Annotated in this window: 17 protein-coding genes; 13 read left to right on the top strand and 4 right to left on the bottom strand. The window is 56.7% G+C overall.

What is annotated here, in order from left to right:
- Positions 1-34 precede the first annotated feature (34 nt).
- Positions 35-1,111, bottom strand: coding sequence for a hypothetical protein (locus ENN40_06985; GenBank protein ID HDP95087.1), 1,077 nt, complete (start codon positions 1,109-1,111; stop codon positions 35-37).
- Positions 1,112-1,136: 25 nt separating this feature from the next.
- The gene (locus tag ENN40_06980) at positions 1,137-2,252 is read right to left on the bottom strand and encodes an SPFH domain-containing protein (GenBank protein HDP95086.1); all 1,116 of its coding nucleotides are present in this window, start codon (positions 2,250-2,252) and stop codon (positions 1,137-1,139) included.
- 111 nt (positions 2,253-2,363) lie between these two features.
- Here ENN40_06980 and ENN40_06975 point away from each other — a divergent pair, with 111 nt between their 5' ends.
- From ENN40_06975 to ENN40_06945, 7 genes are all read left to right on the top strand, one after another.
- Positions 2,364-3,251 carry an MBL fold metallo-hydrolase gene (locus ENN40_06975; protein ID HDP95085.1) on the top strand — a complete coding sequence of 296 codons (888 nt, stop codon included), beginning with the start codon at positions 2,364-2,366 and terminating at the stop codon, positions 3,249-3,251.
- A gap of 54 nt (positions 3,252-3,305) precedes the next feature.
- Positions 3,306-4,547 carry a competence/damage-inducible protein A gene (locus ENN40_06970; GenBank protein ID HDP95084.1) on the top strand — a complete coding sequence of 414 codons (1,242 nt, stop codon included), beginning with the start codon at positions 3,306-3,308 and terminating at the stop codon, positions 4,545-4,547.
- A complete protein-coding gene (locus ENN40_06965; GenBank protein HDP95083.1) occupies positions 4,534-5,295 on the top strand; it encodes a hypothetical protein in 762 nt (253 codons plus the stop codon). Before ENN40_06970 ends, ENN40_06965 begins: the two co-directional genes overlap by 14 nt.
- Positions 5,267-6,091, top strand: a complete 825-nt coding sequence (locus tag ENN40_06960; protein ID HDP95082.1) for an ABC transporter permease — start codon at positions 5,267-5,269, stop codon at positions 6,089-6,091. Before ENN40_06965 ends, ENN40_06960 begins: the two co-directional genes overlap by 29 nt.
- Positions 6,092-6,093: 2 nt before the next feature.
- A complete protein-coding gene (locus tag ENN40_06955) occupies positions 6,094-7,401 on the top strand; it encodes an ABC transporter ATP-binding protein (GenBank protein HDP95081.1) in 1,308 nt (435 codons plus the stop codon).
- Positions 7,379-7,846, top strand: coding sequence for a D-glycero-beta-D-manno-heptose 1-phosphate adenylyltransferase (locus ENN40_06950; protein ID HDP95080.1), 468 nt, complete (start codon positions 7,379-7,381; stop codon positions 7,844-7,846). The genes ENN40_06955 and ENN40_06950 overlap by 23 nt, the downstream gene beginning before the upstream one ends.
- A gap of 236 nt (positions 7,847-8,082) precedes the next feature.
- Positions 8,083-8,364: a hypothetical protein gene (locus ENN40_06945; GenBank protein ID HDP95079.1), complete on the top strand. Its 282-nt coding sequence runs from the start codon at positions 8,083-8,085 to the stop codon at positions 8,362-8,364.
- Here the strand turns inward: ENN40_06945 and ENN40_06940 are convergent.
- Together ENN40_06940 and ENN40_06935 are read right to left on the bottom strand one after the other, a co-directional pair.
- Complete coding sequence (locus tag ENN40_06940) at positions 8,295-9,182, bottom strand: hypothetical protein (protein HDP95078.1); 888 nt, start codon at positions 9,180-9,182, stop codon at positions 8,295-8,297. The two genes, ENN40_06945 and ENN40_06940, sit on opposite strands and share 70 nt — an antisense overlap.
- 129 nt (positions 9,183-9,311) lie before the next feature.
- Positions 9,312-9,518 (bottom strand): hypothetical protein, encoded by a 207-nt coding sequence (locus ENN40_06935; GenBank protein ID HDP95077.1) that lies wholly within the window; start codon positions 9,516-9,518, stop codon positions 9,312-9,314.
- A gap of 125 nt (positions 9,519-9,643) precedes the next feature.
- Between ENN40_06935 and ENN40_06930 the strand changes: the two genes are divergently transcribed.
- The 6 genes from ENN40_06930 to ENN40_06905 are packed head-to-tail and all read left to right on the top strand — an operon-like array spanning position 9,644 to position 17,795.
- Positions 9,644-12,151: a tetratricopeptide repeat protein gene (locus ENN40_06930; GenBank protein HDP95076.1), complete on the top strand. Its 2,508-nt coding sequence runs from the start codon at positions 9,644-9,646 to the stop codon at positions 12,149-12,151.
- Positions 12,152-12,203: 52 nt separating this feature from the next.
- On the top strand, positions 12,204-12,878 hold the full coding sequence (locus ENN40_06925; GenBank protein ID HDP95075.1) for an RNA polymerase sigma factor: 675 nt from the start codon (positions 12,204-12,206) through the stop codon (positions 12,876-12,878).
- The gene (locus tag ENN40_06920; protein HDP95074.1) at positions 12,868-13,590 is read left to right on the top strand and encodes a hypothetical protein; all 723 of its coding nucleotides are present in this window, start codon (positions 12,868-12,870) and stop codon (positions 13,588-13,590) included. Before ENN40_06925 ends, ENN40_06920 begins: the two co-directional genes overlap by 11 nt.
- Positions 13,544-14,587 carry a hypothetical protein gene (locus ENN40_06915; protein ID HDP95073.1) on the top strand — a complete coding sequence of 348 codons (1,044 nt, stop codon included), beginning with the start codon at positions 13,544-13,546 and terminating at the stop codon, positions 14,585-14,587. Before ENN40_06920 ends, ENN40_06915 begins: the two co-directional genes overlap by 47 nt.
- Positions 14,588-14,622: 35 nt before the next feature.
- Positions 14,623-16,227 carry a hypothetical protein gene (locus ENN40_06910; GenBank protein HDP95072.1) on the top strand — a complete coding sequence of 535 codons (1,605 nt, stop codon included), beginning with the start codon at positions 14,623-14,625 and terminating at the stop codon, positions 16,225-16,227.
- Positions 16,224-17,795 carry a hypothetical protein gene (locus tag ENN40_06905; GenBank protein HDP95071.1) on the top strand — a complete coding sequence of 524 codons (1,572 nt, stop codon included), beginning with the start codon at positions 16,224-16,226 and terminating at the stop codon, positions 17,793-17,795. Before ENN40_06910 ends, ENN40_06905 begins: the two co-directional genes overlap by 4 nt.
- Positions 17,796-18,003 lie beyond the last annotated feature (208 nt).

Genomic DNA, 18,003 nt, shown 5'->3' with positions numbered 1-18,003 from the left:
CCAACTTCCCAACTCTCCAACTCTCCAACTTTGTTTACAAAACAACCACCAGGATGAATATGGCCGCCGCGATCCCCAGCAGCAAGCGGATGACCTTGAACCAACTGACGGGGCGTTTGCCCTGGACTTCGCCGGATTGGCCGTTGATCAGGAAACGGAAGATCTTACCGTTGTAGCGGAAAGAGGATACCCAGATCGGCAGTAGTATGTGCTTGAAGGTGACGTCCCGCATGGTGGTTTCCAGGGAGTGGATGCGCTGCTCGTCGCCGCCGATGTCGCGGCGGACCGCGTCACGGATCTCTTTTTCCATGATGCCCCGGGCCCTCTTCATGCCTTCCGTGAGCTCGACTTCGTAAGCCTGGGTACGGAACCCCCGCAGGTAATCTTCCTGGAAAGGCACCAGCTCACCCAGGTTCCAGGGTTCCAGGTAGCGGACCTGGGCGCTGTTCAGGGACCGGGTGGCGGGTACCAGCACATCGTCGAAGTGAAGTTGAATGCGGTTGGAAACCGGTGTCCAGCGGGTGCGGCGTGCCTGTCTTTGCGCACTTGAGGCGCGGCTCTCCGTGTCTGTGTAATGATCGCCGCGTTCACCGTTGTAATCACTGGCCGTTTCGGCATCAAAAGTCCAGTACGGAACATAGACTCCGGTCAGCCTGTCTTGTTGGGATTTGCGCTTAAGGTCGGACGGCGCGAACCACAAGCCGTGCAACCAGTTTTGAAATGCAGCCCGGGCTTTTTTCAAGTCGATTTGGAAAGGGGCCAGGGCGCGCGGCTTGAGCAGGCTGCTGGAACTGCCGCCGGCAACCACCAGCGCGGTAGAGCAATAGGGGCAGCGGTCGGAGGTAACCAGGGGGTCGAGGCTGACCGTGGCGCCGCAGCCGTCGCAGCGGACGGCTACGACCTCCATCCGTTCTTCGGTCTCGTATTGCTCCTGGAGGAAGCTCTCGTAGTCGATCTCGACAAGGGACTCGGCGCTGTCCTGGATGGGATTACGCATGCCGCAATACTCGCACGTGAGCGAGCGGGTTCCGGGCAGGAAGGCCAGGCGAGCGCCGCAGCCGCGACAGGTCAGCGTTGGAGATGATGCCGGTTCGGGGGGCGACTCGCTCATGGTTGCCTTCAGTTATGGAAAAAACTCAGCTCTGTGGTTCGGGCTCGGGGATGGGCGGCGGTTCGGCCGCGAACATACGGGCAATTTCGGGGACTTCCCCGGCTTTGCGCCAGTTCTCCATGCCGGACTTCCAGACCAGCGTGTCTTTGGTGAGTTCTCCGGACACGATCTTTGCCTGGAGTTCTGCGCTGTTGAACGGTCCCTGGCGTTCGCCTTTTAGCGCCATGTAGACCTTGGTTTCTCCGGGGATCGGCGGCGGGGTTTCCTGCGAGCCGCCTCCCATCTGCTGGGGAAAACCTTTGACCATCTGGTTGGCCATGGCAAAGCCCATTCCCAGTCCGATGCCCTCTCCCGCGGTTCCCCCGGGGTTTTCCGCCGCGCTCTCCATGGCGTTGGCCGACTGGTATTGCATGTAGCGGTCCAGGTTGCCGATCACGCCCATGCTGCTGCGTTTGTCGATGGCTTCTTCCACTTCCGGGGGAAACGAGATGTTTTCAACCAGGAACTTGGTCAATTCAATGCCGTATTCCTCAAATTCCGCGGCGATCTTTTTATGGACCAGGGCCGACAATTCATCGTACTGGGTGGCCAGATCGAAAGCGGGGATGGCGCTTTCCGCCAGCAGGTCGGAAAACCGCGTGATAATGATGTTTTTCAATTGCTCGGTGATTTCATCGGAGGTGAAGCGGCTTTCCGTGCCCGCCACCTGGCGGATCAGGTCGGCCGGGTCCTTGACGCGCAGGGCGTAGTTGCCGAAAGCCCGCAGGCGGATGGGGCCGAATTCCGGATCCCGCATCATGATCGGATTGCTGGTGCCCCATTTGCGGTCTGTATACTGCCGGGTGTTGGCGAAATAGACTTCCGCCTTGAACGGGCTGTGAAAACCGTATTTCCAGCCCTTCAACGTGGTCAGGATGGGCATGTTCTGGGTTTCCAGGGTGTAGGTTCCCGGTGAGAACAAATCGGCGATTTGTCCTTCGTTGACGAACACGGCTATCTGGGATTCCCGGACTACCAGCTTGGCGCCGTACTTGATTTCGTTTTCGTACCGTTCAAAGCGGTACAACAGGGTGTCCGGAGAGTCATCCAGCCACTGAACAATGTCAATGAACTCCCCGCGGATCTTCTTAATCAGGCCCATGGTCTTCTCCCTTAGTGCATTCTCGTTTTCCGGCACCATTCTGCCAAAAGGGAACCGCAAAGTCAATCGCTTTCTTGATCCCCCGGAAGGGGTGTGGTATAAGGCGGAATAATGGTGCAATCCCGTTTAATCCAACCGGTTTCTTTGGGCGTGATCAGCATTCAGATTCCTTCGTTTCCCGTATACCTGCTCCGCTTCGATCGCTCAGTGCTTGTCGACAGCGGCATTACCACCGGTGTCTCCACCCTGAGTACAGCATTACAGGAGCTGCTTCCCGAAACGGACTTGGACACTTTGCTGTTGACCCATTCCCATTGGGACCACGCGGGCGGAGCCTTTGAACTGCAACCGCAAATGAATTTTTCGGTAAAAGCTTCCCATCGCGCCGTGGAGTTGCTGCAGAAGCCGCGGGTGCGTGAATTTATCCACCACTTGAACCGCGAACACGCACTCCAGAACGGAGCCGAGCCTCCGGCGCCCTACGAACCGCTCAAAAGGCTCGAGGCGTTGAAAGAGAACGACCGCCTGGACCTGGATGACAAACACTGGATACAGGTGTATGAAACGCCGGGACATACCCGTTGTTCGCTGGCGTTTCTGCTGTATCCGGAAAAGGTCCTTTTCCCCGGCGATGCCGTGGGTGTCGTGGAACGCGACGGTTCCATCAAGCCCCTGTTTTTGTCTGACTACGGAGCATACGAAGCTTCGCTGGAAAAGCTGGGGCAACTGGATGCGGAATGTCTGTGTTTTGCCCACAACCGGGTGCTGCGGGGCAAAGAGCGGGTAAAGAGCTTTCTGGCCGCGTCCCTGGAGCGCACCCGGCAGGTTCGAGACGTGATCCGGCAGCGCCTGGATGCCGGCATGGAGCGGGAAGAGATCGCCGATGTGCTGTACGCGGAAGAATTTCCCCGGCCCACGGTTATGGGGCCCCGGGAAGCCCTGATTATCAACCTCCGGGCCATGGTCCTGGCGGTAGAGCGGGAAGTTGGGGCTTCGTAGCATGATTCCGTTCCGGAAAAACCCGGCCGAGGGCCGTTGGCACCGGGAGGCCTGATGAGAGCCATCGTCATCGCCGTGGGCAGTGAGTTGCTCAACCAGGAGCGCCTGGATACCAATTCCCTCTACATATCCCGCCGGCTACGCGAAAAGGGAATTCTCACCGATATGAAAATGGTGGTGGGTGACAACCGGGAATACCTCTCCTGGGTTGTGCGCCAGGCATGCAAACGCGCCCAGATCGTGATCACCACCGGTGGATTGGGACCCACCGCGGATGACCTGACCCGGGAAGCCGTGGCTGAAGCCCTGCGCAAAGAGATGATCTTCCGGGAAGAGATCGTGGCGACCATCCGCGAACGTTTCCGCCTGATGGGCATGGCCATGCCCGAAACCAACACGCGCCAGGGGTTTGTGATTGAGGGGGCGGAAGTGTTGCCCAATCCGGTGGGTACGGCCCCCGGATTGTTCCTGGACACTGAACCCTGCCGGGTTCTGCTGTTGCCCGGTCCGCCGGCGGAGCTTCAGCCCATGTTCGATGCCGTGCTCGAGGCGCGCATCGGACCTCTTTCCCGTTTCCACGTCCGCTCCGCTGTCATGCGCATCGCCGGCCTGTCGGAGTCTGAAGCGGATGCGCGCCTGACGGCCGCGCTGGGCCGCGTTGCCAACCTGGATGTCACCATCCTGGCCAGCCCCGGGCTGATTGAGATCCGTCTCATGGGAAGGTCGCGAAAAGATAAGGCCGAAGCGGAAGAAGCGGTGACCATTGCCGCCGAGCGTGTCCGCAACGAATTTGCCCGGCACCTGGTCACCGAAAAAGAGGAATCCTTTGCTGCGGCCATGCTGCGCCGCCTGCGGGAAAAGGGGCTGACCCTGGTCGTGGCGGAGAGTTGTACCGGGGGGAAAATGGCTGATTGCCTGACCGATGTCCCTGGAAGTTCCCGGTCTTTTATGGGCGGGGTGGTGGCGTATGATGACGCCCTGAAGCGGGATTTTCTGGGAGTATCTCAAGCGACCCTGGGCCGGTACGGCGCTGTTTCGGCGGAAACGGCGGCGGAAATGGCCCGGGGCGTACGGGAAAGAACCGGTGCGGATATCGCCGTGTCCATAACCGGGATCGCCGGGCCCGGTGGCGCCACGCCGCAAAAGCCGGTGGGCCTGGTATATTTTCACCTGCATGCCGCTGACGGGGATGTGGGACAGCGGCGGTTGATGACGGGAGACCGCGGGGTGATCAAAGTCCGCAGCGTGCATTACGCCCTCAACATGATTCGGGAGTATCTGGATGGAAGGGCATGATGCCGACCAATTCACGCGGGACCATTTTTTTCGCGGCAAACTGACGGTCCTGCAACCGCGCCGTGGTTACCGCTTTTCCCTGGACGCGCCCATGCTGGCGGGATTCCTGCCGCTGATGCCGACAACCGCCGCCCTTGAGGTGGGCACGGGATGCGGCATCATCTCTTTAATGGGACTGGCGCTGGGGCGTTTCCGCAGCGTGCGGGCGATCGAAGTGCAGCCCCGGTTGTGTGACCTGGCGGTTCGAAACGCAGGCCTGAACGGGTACGACGAACGCATGCAGGTGATCTGCGGGGATTTCCTCTCAATGCGCGACGGGCTCGAACCTCAAGCCCTGGTTTTCTCCAATCCTCCCTATTTTCCCCTGGGACGGGGGCGGTTGAGTGCCGTGGAAGAGGTCCGGGACGCCCGTTTCGAAACGCGCCTCTCCCTGGCTGACTTCATGGAGGCGCTGGCTTCGCTGCTGTCCGGCGAGGGCAAGGCGTGCCTCATTCTTCCGGCCCTGCGGGAAAAGGAACTGATGGACCTGGGAGTACAACTTGGCCTGTTTCCACGTCGACTGCGGCGCGTCCACTCCTTTGCGCATGACAAGCCGGGGCGTTTTCTGGTACAATTGGAACGTCATCGGGGAGACATCGACCTTCTGCCGCCCCTGGTGGTTTTCCGCTCCGAGGGTGAATATTCCCGTGAAATGGAGTCTCTTCTTTCTGGACGTGACTATGATAAACAAGATTCGGGAACTGGCTAAATATCGCCAGTTGATCGTCACCCTGGTCAGCCGCGAGTTGAAAGCGCGCTACCGGGGCACGGTGTTCGGTTTTTTCTGGAGTTTTCTCAACCCGCTATTGCTGCTGGCGGTGTATTCGATTGTGTTCGGGGTGATTCTGCCCACCAGCAGCGGCCGGGTGGAAAACACCATGATTACGGGGATGAACTACTCGATTTTCCTTTTTACCGGCCTGCTGCCCTGGATCTGGTTCAACTCCTCGGTGCTGGAATCGGCCAACGTGTTGTTTATCAACAGCAACCTGATCAAGAAAATCAAGTTCCCCCTGGAAGTATTGCCCATTACCACGGTGCTTACCAACCTGATCCACTTTCTCTTGGGCCTGCCCATCCTGGTGCTGTTCATCCTGTTTTTCGGCAAAGACATGCCCCTGACCTGGTGGGTGTTGTTTCTGCCCGTGGCCGTGCTGGTCCAACTGGTCTTTACGCTGGGCATGAGCTTCCTGGTGGCGGCCCTGACGGTGCATTTCCGCGACCTCAAGGACATTCTTTCCAACCTCTTGACTTTATGGTTTTTTGCCACCCCCATTATCTATCCCTTCATGATCCCGGCCATCCAGCAACACAAACCCCTGGTGATGGTGCTCTCGCTCAATCCCATGACCCACATCATCGAGGCCTATCACTATACCTTTGTGTTTGGTTCGCTGCCCCATTGGAAGAAATTGCCGGTAACACTGCTGGTCGGATTGATACTGCTCTGGGTCGGTTACACCGTGTTCGACAAGTTGCGGGACACATTCGTGGAAGAGGTCTGATCATGAACGCCATCGAGGCCCGCAACATTCACAAGTTCTACCGCCGCTATGCCAACCGCCACAAGTTCCTGACCCTCAAGAGCGCCCTGGTCAACCGTACATTGCTGCAGGAATTGCGCAGCCAGGACCATTTTGAAGCCCTGCGCGGGGTCGATTTCGAAGTCTCGTCCGGCCATACCCTCAGCATTATCGGCGAAAACGGCTCCGGCAAAAGCACCTTGCTGAAAATCCTGTCCGGGATCAGCAAACCCTCGATGGGGGAGATGATCACCCGCGGACGTATTTCCGCCCTGATTGAACTGGGGGCGGGATTCCACCCCGAGATTTCCGGGCGGGAAAACATCTTTATAAACGGCATCATCCTGGGCCTGACCAAGCGCAAAATCCAGGAGAAGTTCGACGAAATCGTGGCGTTCGCGGAGCTGGAGGATTTTATCGACAGCCCGGTAAAAACCTACTCTTCCGGCATGTACATGAGGCTTGGCTTTTCCATCGCCACCCACGTGGATCCGGATATTCTCCTGATCGATGAAGTCCTGGCCGTGGGCGATGCCTCATTCGTACCCAAGTGCCTGGACAAGATCAACGAATTCCGTCGCAAAAACAAGACCATCGTGTTTGTTTCCCACGACCTGGATACGGTGGAGCGGATCAGCGATGAAGTGATCTGGTTGAAGGACGGCCGCATCAGCATGCGCGGTTACCCCAAGCGGGTGGTGGACGCCTACTTGCAATATATCGGTAAAAAGGATGAAAAAAAGGCGGAAGAACGGCACCAGGCGGAGACGGAAGCCGCAGAAGAGCCGACTGCCGGAATCGAAAAGCGCTGGGGATCGGGAGAGGTTGAAATCTCGAATGTGCGCATGCTGGACGCGAAAGGATGTGAAAAATACATCTACGAGGCCGGAGAAGGGTGCGAAGTGGTGTTCGAGGTGACGTCTCCCGAAGCCCAGACCGATTTTGCATTCGGTATCGGCATTTTTGATGCCGGAGGCACCTGCTGTTACGGAACCAATACCGTGATCGAGCGGTTCGTATCCAAGTCATTTCGTGGGCGGGGAAAGGTCCGGGTGAGTATTCCCCGCATCGATCTCGTGAACGGCACCTATTTCCTGGATGTGGCGGTGCACAAGCGTGACGGATATCCGTTTGACTATCACCATTTCCAGTACACCTTCCGCGTGACATCGACCCACCGCGACGTAGGCGTGGTGCGTATTCCCCACCAGTGGAGTTTCAGCGACAACATTCTGCTGAAAACCGGGAATTCTACTCCCCGGATGGAAAATGAAGATCCTGAAAAGCCGTGATGAACTCGCGCGCCGAATAGAGAAGAACGCCGGGGCGCGGGTGGTTTTTACCAACGGAGTTTTTGACCTGTTGCACGGCGGCCACATCGAATTGCTCTGGTTTGCCCGCCGCCAGGGAGACATCCTGGTGGTGGGGGTCAATGACGATGAGTCGGTGCGCCGGCTGAAAGGGCCTTCCCGTCCGGTTTTTCCCCTTGAAGAACGCATGGAGATCCTGGCGGCGCTGAAGCCGGTTTCTTGGGTAGTCCATTTTGCAGAGGATACTCCCCGGGATTTGATCCGATCCATGCCCCGGCTGGATGTCCTGGTCAAGGGCGGAGATTATCCGGCCCGGGAAGTATCGGAATACCGGGAAGTCGAAGCGCGGGGAGGGCGGCTGTTGCTCTTTCCCATCCGCACCCGGAACTCCACCTCGAATATCCTCTCCAAACTGGGCCGCGCATAGAGGGCAGCTCGCGAACCGCCCCTACCCCTGTCGCCTGTCTCTGACTCGTTCCTGTGATGAAGTTCTTGAGGTCCTGGTGATGAGGGATCTTCCGGGTTCTGTGATGAAAATCAAGGAATAACGAATAAGGAAGAACGAATAAAAAAACCGTGATTTTTTCTACCTTCTACGAGTACCGAAAGGGGCCAGTGGCGAGGGGGAGGTGCTAGTGGTGGGCGGACCCTCCCCGCAAAGGCATCCCCGCCCGGGTACTCAACGCGCTCGCTTGTGCCCCTCCCGTGGAAATGGTCATCTTCTCATGCGACTCGGCCACATTCAGCCGAGACCTGGGATTCCTGCTTGAGCGGGGATTTGTCCTGATGGAATGCGCCTTAATCGACAACTTCCCCCAATCGGATCACATGGAGATCGCAGCCCGCCTGCAAGGCCCGATAATTGGAAAAACAGGTCAGGATCGGCGAAAATCCGGCCAGAACACGAACCGTTTGCCGGAAAAAATGAGGTCACGGCCAAAGTAATCCCGATACACACCTTCCTGATCAAAACCCTGGAATTTGCCGTCACTTCCGGCTGAGGCAATCCAGAAGCGCGCCCCGTCGGACCGATAGTAAAGATCATTCCCCCAGGCGTCCTTGATTATCAGGTTCCGAAAATAGGGGGCAAAACGGGGGTAGAGGTGCAAGTCATTTATGGAATCAATCTCCGGGGCGTAACCGTATTCCTCAACATATTGAGCCAGCGCTTTACCCAGTTCGGTAAGGGTGTGCATGGTGATTTTCAACTTGGATGTCAGGCTGGCCCGGCCCAGGTGGCGAGATAGATTTGCCAGCGCGCCATCTCCGTGGATTCGCCCTTCCAGCAAATCGTTATAGGCCTGACGAATCCGTTCTTCCTTTACCGGCAGATCCGCGACATCGATTTGTTGATAGGCTTCCACCAGCGCGGTCTGCATTTCGGCAATGCGCGAATGGTTCCCAAAACGCTGAAGCTCCATCTGAACAAGATGCTCCATGAGCCTCAGAATGCTGACCATTCTGGCCAGAGCGTTTTTCTGTGGATCCTTCAATGCATTTCCGGACCGTCGTGCCGCATCAAGATGGAGGTTTATATCCGGGGTAAGGCGATGAATGCCGGATAAATATTCTTGCATGCGATCCGTCACATCCTCGAGCTTGCCGGCCATCTGAATGCCGTCGATGTATTTTTGAATCAGGATGCTCTGATCTTCGAGCAGGTTCTCTACGCGCTCCACGTCCAGGGTGCGATTGCGACATCCGGCAACCATCAATAACACCGCGGCAGTCCACCAGATCGCACCGCCACGCATCCATTTCATGCAACCTCCCCGGACGGGTTTGTAAATTTTCTCCGCCTCAAAGTCCACGTTATAGCAATTCCTTTGAGAAAAATCAATGCCGGAGGGGAAAAGCGATATACTCACATGATTCAAGCTGAGAGAAAACGGTTACCGCGTTCCGGTTGCCTGGTTCTTTCGATGTGGTTGGCTCCTCATCGGGGTCTGGTTGTGCCGCCAACTCAGAAAATAACTGAATTCCAGACCCATGAACTCATCCAGCTTCAGGGGCAAGCGACGCCCCGCCAGGTATTGATCCAGATCGCTGTAGTATTCAGCCGGTAAACCGTTTTCAAGATTGTTTGCATAACCGGTCATACTTGTCCTCACACACCAAACCTAAAACAGTCTGATGAATTTCTTGTGAAAATCAGGTTAAAGCAACGTGAATTCCGAACTCGGCTTGCGTCTGCGGTTGCAATCCCAAAGCGCCCTGGACTAAAATGCCAGAGGTCAAACCGATGAACAGGTATCCATTGCTGCGCACGAAATTCTTTCTGCGCAGAGATGTGTGGTTTCGCCGCAAGCCATCTCTGCGGATCATCGCCGCACTGTTGTTTCTATCCGGATTGGCGGCGGCCGCTCCCATTGTGTTTACCCCACTCAGTTGCAGACGTTTTGTTCTGCAGTTTTTTCTCGCCGCTGCCTGCTGGCTGTTTGCCATTGTGGTAGATACCGACTCTCCCCTCATCCACCATTCCCGTTTTCTCTGCGACCGGCCTTTGAAACTCTGGACGAAAGTTCACGCCCTGATCCTGATCTTTGCCCTGCTGGTGCCGGCAGGTTTCCAGTTTTACCACGCATTGCACCAAAGGAGCACCAATGCGTTTCGTATTGTGGTGACGGGGTTTACAGGACCCAGCCCGGAACTCTACCCGGTATCCGCCGTTCTGATGGATCACATCAGGCGCGAAACCATTGACCAGCCGAATATCCGCCTCATCCACCTCGACAAACCGATCGCCGAGAACCTGGACGGCGATTCAGCCAGCACCCTGTTGAGGCGGCATCGAGCCGACATGGTTATCTGGGGCTGGTACGGGGCAACAGCAGACGCGGTCGTCGTGGTCATGCACGTACGCCTTGCCGAAAACACCATCCGCACTGCCGCAACAAAGCAACGTCTCCACAAACAGTTGCGGCCGGCTACATGCCCTCTTCCGGGACGTTTCACCCTGCAATCCGACTGGAAACAACATTGCCGTGACCTGGCGCTTTTCACAAGCGGGATCTGCCATTTTCTGCAGCATCGCCCACGCCGGGCCGTCCCGGCATGGAGTACGGCACTGAGGCATTCACCGCCTTCACGCAATGGAATGATCACCCTGTTCCGCGGCAATGCCCTGTTGTCACTGGCGCGGGCTCGTCAAGCGGGAACAGACACCATGGACGCGGTTTCCAGAGCCCCGCAACTTGCGGAAACCTGGAATCAACAGGGTGTTATTGCCGCCCTGCAAAAGGATCACGGGACGGCGCTGCAATGTTTGGATCGGGCAAAAGAAATCGATCCCGCCTGGCCGGAGCCGCTTGTTAACCGAGGCATCGTTCTGGCCGTCAAAGGAAAAATCGATGCCGCCGGCCAATCCTTTGCGGCCGCACTAGAGCGAGATCCGCATCATGTTGATTCGCTGTTTAATCAAGGCGTCATCGTCATGTTCCAGGAAAAATGGCGCACGGCGATACGCTTTTTCACCCGCGCGATTGACAACGAAACAGATGCCGGCGACGCCTGGTATTTCAGGGGTGTCTGCCATTTTCACATCAACAATCCGATCTCGGCGCAAAGGGACCTGACACGCGCCGTACGGCTGAAACCCACCTGGTCCAGCGCATTGCACGATCTCGGAGTGGTGTATGCCCGACAGGGCAACCTTTTCATGGCCATCCGCTCTTTCCACCGCGCGCTGGCCCGACACCCGCGAAGAAGTGATTCACGCCGTCAACTGGCGGCGGCCTTCTACCTGAACCGTGATTTTGCCCGGGCCGCGCAAGAGTACAGCCGAATTCTCAAAGTCGACCCGGGTGATTCAAGCGCCTTGTCCGACCGCGGACGGGCCCGATTCCACATGGGGAACCTGCCGTCCGCGAAGAGTGACTTTTCCCTCCTGATCAAACGCCTTCCCCTCAACCCCGAGCCCCTTATCATGCGCGGCAAAGTCTCTTTGGAAACCAATGATCCCGAAGTCGCGGAAGCGGATTTTACCCGCGCACTGGCATTGGACCCGGGAAAAGTACAGGCCTGGGCTGGACGAGCCATGGCCCGTGCAATGCAGCAGCGTCTTCCGGAAGCTGTTTCCGACCTGAAACACGCCCTGGCACGCGAGCCAGACAATCCCCATTACTGGATGGTCAGTGGTTTGATTCACCGCTGGATGCATCAATACGAGGCGGCGGTCATTCACATCCGCAAAGCGGTTGAACGATCACCCGGTCTACCCGAACCGCTTTTTCAACTGGGATTGACCCATTTCCTGGCCGGGGAAAATCAATCGGCCCTAATGCAATTCAACCGGGTGCTGCAGATCCGACCGGACCATCATGAGGCCGGCCATTTCCGCGGCATCGTACTCCTGGTGTCCGGTCACACCGCGGCCGCAAAAAGGGATTTCCTGCATGCCGTGAACCTGGTTCCGGAAGAGGCGGCCTATCATCTCTCCCTGGCCAACGCCCACCTTATCGCCGGCGAAACGGAAGCAGCCGTAAGGGCGTACCTGGCCGGAGGAAAATTGGTTCCGTATGATCCGATCCCTTTCCTTTTCGCCGCCCAGGCTTTGGAAAATGCGGGAAAACCCCACGCTGCCCTTGAAGTCTACAACCAAATCCTGAATGAGGCGGAGTCTGATGCCCCGCCCCTGTTCCCGGCTTTAAAAAGGCGCATCACGGAACTCCAACGTGAACTGCGGCGCTTGCATGCCGAAAAGCCGGTGGATCAAGGAGATGGCGCACCATGAACCGCCACGACTCGTGGGATCGGAGTGAGCCATCACTCACAACCCCACCGCAATGTCCGTTCAAAGAGCAACGCGCATGAATCCATCCGAGCGAAACAAGCCGCAGCCGGGAAGTCAACCCAACGACCCTTCATCGCGTCCAAACTATGATCACAATACAGAGGAGGTCGCCGGATTGGTTTATCTAGCCAAAGCCGGAAATCACCAGGCTATGAGACAATTGTACAGCATTCATCGCCCGATGGTCCAGGCGTTGATCTGGCGTTTCACCGGTGGCGGTGCGGAAAGTGAAGACTTAATCCAGGAAGCGTTTTTAAGGGCTTTCCGCAATATAGCCTCTTTCCGGGCGGAACGGGCCTCATTCCGCACCTGGTTGTATCGCATCGTATCCAATGCCTGCCTGGATTCCATGCGCCGCCGCAAAACCCGTCGCATCCATATGGAAGAGTTCTATCTGCTTGATTCCGAACAGGTATCTGATCGCTTCGATTCCCCGGAATCCCTGGCCGAAACAGAGCAGAGACGAAAGCTTTTGCGTGCCGCTTTGACCCGCCTGCCGGCCAAGCAACGCATGGCCCTGGTCCTCAAACACTTCAACGGCCTGCCCATCCGCGAAATCGCCGTTATCATGAAATGCACGGAAGGAACGGTTAAACGCCACCTTTACCGCGCTGTCCGGCGGCTGCGCCGGGAGATCACAAGCCCTGGAGATACCGATGAAGTGTAATGCCGTCCGCCGCAGGATGCATTTGTTCTACTACCGTGAGATTTCCGCCAATGAGAGGGAAAGGATCAGCGAACACCTGCGCGATTGTGCACAATGCGCCAAAGCGTACACGCACACCAGACACCTGATGCATGAACTGACACAGGCGCTCATGGAACCCCGCGCCGTCACTGGAGACGCCACCTGGAGGCGGATCCGGGCAAACCTGGAAAAGCCGCTACAAACCCGGCCCATCCACCTGCTGCGTTTGGCGGCCGCTTTTTTGATTTTCGCCATTGGTTTGGGAGCCGGGCTCTGGTTGAACCGCCGGCAGGCTCCCCCGTCAGCGACAACACTGCCTCAAGCGGTCGTGACCCGGAGTGAATGGAACCAGTACCTCGGGGACCTGGAACTCCTGCTCCTGGACACTGGAAACAAGGGACTTCCCGTCACTGTCGCATCCGTACCCGGAAAACAAACACTCGACCGCCTGTTGTTTCAGAACCGTTGCTTGAGTGGAGTTGAACACATCTCCCCGGAAGCGCAACTTATACTGGAAGAAACATCCCTGCTGTTGCAGGAAATCCGTAACCACTCCGCGACATTCCAGTGGGATCCGGAGTGGTTGCCACGAATCATTGCCGAGCGACGCATGTTGGAACGCATCCGCCTGTTGTTATCCGGCGATGGCCCTGATTCCCGTTTGGAGGCTGAACGTGCACCGGTTATCTAGCTTTATCGCCATCTCAATTTTATCTGGATCCGTGCTGGCAACCGCCGTTACGAATCCAGCCACGGAACCGCGGGTTGCATTTGATCTTCGCGGCCGGGTGGAAGACGCCAACGGCGCGGCCGTAACCGGCGCCCGGGTCATACTGCTGAGCGCTTCCGGTTCAGCTGCCAATCCCCGCCAGACGCGGTCAAACACGCTTGGGGAATGGCGGTTTCGCCAGGTCAAACCAGGCAAGTGGAAAATCCAGGCCGTGAATCCCAACGCCTTGTCCGAGATCTACCACCTGACCATATCATGGCAACAAGATAAAAGAGAGTTGATGCCGGTCGTTCTAAAATTGGAGATCAAAGCGCCTGATATCCTGGCTGAAGGCAAAGTCCACCTGTACAACCACCAGTGGGAATCGGCGCAACAGGCGCTTGATTTTTTCATTATGAATTTCATTGAAAGCCCGCTGCTGGAAGAAGCTCTTTTCTGGAATGCCTATGCCTGTTTCCGCCGCTCCAGGAATCAACGGAACGAGGCGTCGGTCATGCGCCGGCGGGCACTGACAATGCTCAGCCGCCTGCTGGAAAATTACGCTGAGGGGCCCTGGTCGGATGATGCCCGTGTCTTGCGTCTGGATCTTTGGTGCGATCAGATCCGCGCCGGTGATCGCAAGCACCTGAAGCACTTGATAAACGCCGCGGATCCTGCATTGGAAAGCGACGCCCACGTTCGCCGTGCCGCCATTGAAATCCTCACCAGCATAAAACCAGGGTTCGCCTGGGAAGCATTGCTGCGGGAATTCGCCGCCACCGAGTCGGCGAAACTGCGGGGAGATCTTCTCGTGCTGATCACGCGTTTCCATTCCAGCCGGGCCGTTCCCGAACTCAAACGCATCGTTCGGGTGGATCCGGATTCCATGGTGAGGGCCAAAGCCGAATACTGGCTGCAAAGGCTGAACCGTTTACCCGGATCCGGCTCAACCGGCCGTGAAGCTACAGATCAACCATGAAAGGGGCTCTGGAGACCATAACCAAGAGAGGTACCATGAACGCAATTTTTCGCCACCGTCGGCTCGATATCCTGTTGTTTTTCTCTCTCATTCTAATGATCACCACCGGCGCCGCTTTCCCTCAGGAACAGATCCGCGAGTATGTCCGGGTCAACCAGCTGGAATTAATCGTACGGGTGATTGATCCCCGGGGAACTCCCTTGTCCGGATTAACGAAAAAGGACTTTGCCATCAGCGAGAACGGTCTTTCCGTCCCCATTACCAGTTGCGTTGAAGTCAAGCGCCGCATCAACAGTGATTCAACCGCAATCGGCCGGTTTCCGCAAACTCCCCGCTTCTTTCTCGTCTACTTCTGGGTCTGGCAGGACAGCGAAGTGTATGCCAAAGCGTTGGACAGCATCTTTGATCAGATCTATCGCGAAGGGGATACCCTGGTGCTTTCCCTGCCCACCACTACCCGCGTGATTCAGCATCGCAATGATATTCCAGCTATCCGCAAAGAGTTCGAACGTGACCTGCAGGAATGGACCCGGCAGCGCTCACGGAGCCTGGAAAGCATTGTCGCCAACCTGAACCGCCTGCTTCGCGATTTAGTCGAGAATGAAAGGCTCATGCGGACGGCGGACAGCGATTGGGGATTCAGGCGCGCTTTCGAAACATTCAGAAACTCGGTTTTGGGTGATTGGCAATTTTTCCGCGGCAGTTTCCTGAATATCCCCAACCGCAATTTCAAGCGTTTGGCCGAACTGATGCACGGCATCAAGCACCAGAAATGGGCCATCGTTTTTCTTCAGCCCCCCACATTCCCCACCATGCACCCCAACGCGCTGATCTGGACCCGGTTTGAAGATCCCGGACAGGCCGAACAACTGAGAAATTTCTCAAATGAGATGATTCGCACCATGAACTCACCCCATGAACCGGAAGTCCAGCTCCAGGCCATTGAACAGGCTTTCCTCCGCTGCAACACCACTTTTCACCTGATTCGCATGGACACCCACAACGATAAAGCGGACGCTTATCCGGATCTGACCTTGAGAGAGGTTTTTTCGGATCGGCAATGGACATTTCAACGCCTGGTTGGGGCCACCGGCGGAAAAATCATCAGCGACAACATCCCCGACCGCGGCCTGCGGCGAGTGGCGGATGCCGAGGATGTTTACTACCGCCTGACTTACCGTCCCGCCCTGGAGGGAAACGAAAATGATAAGGATCAACGCCGCCTGGTCATCACTTCCAGCCGCCCCCGGGTCCGCATCCACCATGTACGCAGCATACGCTTGAGCGAAGTGGAAGAGATCCGCCTGGCAGAATTCCACTGCGATGCCACCCGCCTCAAATTCATACTGACCGGATACGCCGTGCGCCTGGAAGGCGAACATTTGCAATCAGATGTCCGGGTTCGCATCACCGCTGAATCCGGGAAAAAGGAGATCCAGACATTTACGCGTGATTTCAATACTGCTGAACCCTTTCTGCAGGTTTCCATGGCCATCCATTTCCCCCGGTCCGGCCATTACCGGCTCCATTTTCACGCGGAAGATCGATTCACCGGCCACAACGTGGAAGAGAATCAGGTAATCCAGGTCATCCTGCCCGACAAGCGCCTCGTCGAACCTACTGGAGGCGAAAGACCGTGAAAATTGTCCGCTTGCCTGTCCTGTTGGTCATGCTGACCATAATGTCGACGGCACGCGTGCCTGTGACCGACAGCGATCAAATAGAGGAATACGTCCGGGTCAGTCGGATGGAGTTGATTGTTCGCGCCTTAACCCGGGACGGTATCCCCAGGGCCGGCCTGAAAGCAGAGGATTTCACAGTCTTTGAGTACAAAAGACCCGTACCCATAACCAGTTGCACGGAAATCCGCCGGCGCCTGGGTACGGTCGACCTGTCCGGCAACGATGCATTTCAGAAAAAAGCCCCCCGGGTGATACTGGTCTACTTCTGGATCTGGCAGCAAAACGACTCGCTGACCCAATCGTTGAATTACCTGTTTGAACACGTATACCGTGACGGAGACACCGTCATACTGATGCTGCCGACGGTATCCCAAATCATTAACAATCGGGATGAGGCGGCGCAAGCCCTGGGGACATTCAATCAGCATGTCGTGCAATGGACCCGGCGCATTGAGCAGGACATCACCGCCACGGCCCGTCATTTTAAGGCTTTGTGCGATGACTTTGTGCCGAAGTTCCGCAGCCGCCAGGGTTCGGACGAACCCGAATCCCTGACCTTCCAACGCGTATTTAACGAATTCACAAACAGCATTGAGACGGAATGGCGCAGCTTTCAGCAACGCCACCTGGAAGCCGGTCAACGCAGGCTGGGCAATCTGGCCAATGCCCTCAAATCCATGAAAAACGAAAAATGGGCCCTGGTCTTTTTCCAGCAGCCGGTTTTTCCGGCCCTGCACCCCTATGCAAACCTGATGATGCGCTTTGAAAACCCGGATTACGTTAACCAGTTGCGTGGATTCGCCCAGAAAATGATTCGCGCCATGAACAGCCCTCGCAACACCACCACGCAGTTGGCCGATATTGAGCAGGCATTCATCCAGGCCGGGGCCACTTACCAACTGGTAAAAATGGATTCTCGTTCCCGTGGCGTCGACCATTCTCAATACCTGGTCATTCGGGATGTGTTTTCGGACTGGAAATGGGCTTTCGAGCGCATCGCCCGCGCCACCGGAGGCCGGATTGTCAGCGACAACCAGGCCGACCGGGCCCTGGCGCGATTGGTAAACGCGGAAGATGTATATTATCGCATTACGTATGCCCCCCAACGCATGGAAACAGAAAAGGTCCGTGACCTCAGGCAAATCGACGTGCGCATTCAAAATGAAACCCTGGAGGTATTTCACCAGGAACGTCTCCTGCTCAGTGAAATAGACGAAATTAAACTGGTGGATTTCCAGTGCCGCCCCGACCGCCTGAATTTCGTGCTCTCCGGATACGCGGTACGCATGAATAACGGCGTACTTCACTCCTCCGTCCAGGTCTGGCTCACCGCGGAGTCCCTGGGGGGAGGAACCCTTGAATTCGAGCGCCGCTTTTCCGTCCCGGATCCCCTGCTGGATGTGTCGCTGGCATTGAAATTCCCGCGACCCGGTCCCTATCGCATCTACTTCTCGGCCGAAGATCGCCACACCGGACTGTCCGTTTCGCGCAGCCAACGGATTGTCGTGCCCAAATCCCAAGAATAAAAAAAGTTGAAGAGTTGAAAAGCTAAAGAGTTGAAATACCCTTTCGGGCACAAGAGGGAAGAAGTTGAAAGAGTTGGAAAAGGGTGGCAGTTATCAGGAGGGAAAGCAGTTGAGAAGTTGAGGAGAGCCTCTCCCCAATAGCCATTCGCCGGCATTACTTTTCACTTTCCTCCCTCAACTTCCTCAACTTGTTTTTCCTTGACAGTTC

Source organism: Candidatus Aminicenantes bacterium, from assembly GCA_011049425.1.
Taxonomy (GTDB): Bacteria; Acidobacteriota; Aminicenantia; order UBA2199; family UBA2199; genus UBA876.
Note: the sequence above shows the minus strand (reverse complement) of the source record. Positions and strands in the feature narration are given on the sequence as shown.

What these genes read in the sequence shown, in the direction of transcription:
- ENN40_06940 (HDP95078.1), bottom strand. Translation starts at nt 9,182, where the DNA reads ATGAAATGGATGCGTGGCGGTGCGATCTGGTGGACTGCCGCGGTGTTA.
- ENN40_06950 (HDP95080.1), top strand. Translation starts at nt 7,379, where the DNA reads ATGAAGATCCTGAAAAGCCGTGATGAACTCGCGCGCCGAATAGAGAAG.
- ENN40_06930 (HDP95076.1), top strand. Translation starts at nt 9,644, where the DNA reads ATGCCAGAGGTCAAACCGATGAACAGGTATCCATTGCTGCGCACGAAA.
- ENN40_06955 (HDP95081.1), top strand. Translation starts at nt 6,094, where the DNA reads ATGAACGCCATCGAGGCCCGCAACATTCACAAGTTCTACCGCCGCTAT.
- ENN40_06925 (HDP95075.1), top strand. Translation starts at nt 12,204, where the DNA reads ATGTCCGTTCAAAGAGCAACGCGCATGAATCCATCCGAGCGAAACAAG.
- ENN40_06910 (HDP95072.1), top strand. Translation starts at nt 14,623, where the DNA reads ATGAACGCAATTTTTCGCCACCGTCGGCTCGATATCCTGTTGTTTTTC.
- ENN40_06970 (HDP95084.1), top strand. Translation starts at nt 3,306, where the DNA reads ATGAGAGCCATCGTCATCGCCGTGGGCAGTGAGTTGCTCAACCAGGAG.
- ENN40_06920 (HDP95074.1), top strand. Translation starts at nt 12,868, where the DNA reads ATGAAGTGTAATGCCGTCCGCCGCAGGATGCATTTGTTCTACTACCGT.
- ENN40_06965 (HDP95083.1), top strand. Translation starts at nt 4,534, where the DNA reads ATGGAAGGGCATGATGCCGACCAATTCACGCGGGACCATTTTTTTCGC.
- ENN40_06960 (HDP95082.1), top strand. Translation starts at nt 5,267, where the DNA reads ATGATAAACAAGATTCGGGAACTGGCTAAATATCGCCAGTTGATCGTC.
- ENN40_06915 (HDP95073.1), top strand. Translation starts at nt 13,544, where the DNA reads ATGGCCCTGATTCCCGTTTGGAGGCTGAACGTGCACCGGTTATCTAGC.
- ENN40_06975 (HDP95085.1), top strand. Translation starts at nt 2,364, where the DNA reads ATGGTGCAATCCCGTTTAATCCAACCGGTTTCTTTGGGCGTGATCAGC.
- ENN40_06985 (HDP95087.1), bottom strand. Translation starts at nt 1,111, where the DNA reads ATGAGCGAGTCGCCCCCCGAACCGGCATCATCTCCAACGCTGACCTGT.
- ENN40_06935 (HDP95077.1), bottom strand. Translation starts at nt 9,518, where the DNA reads ATGACCGGTTATGCAAACAATCTTGAAAACGGTTTACCGGCTGAATAC.
- ENN40_06980 (HDP95086.1), bottom strand. Translation starts at nt 2,252, where the DNA reads ATGGGCCTGATTAAGAAGATCCGCGGGGAGTTCATTGACATTGTTCAG.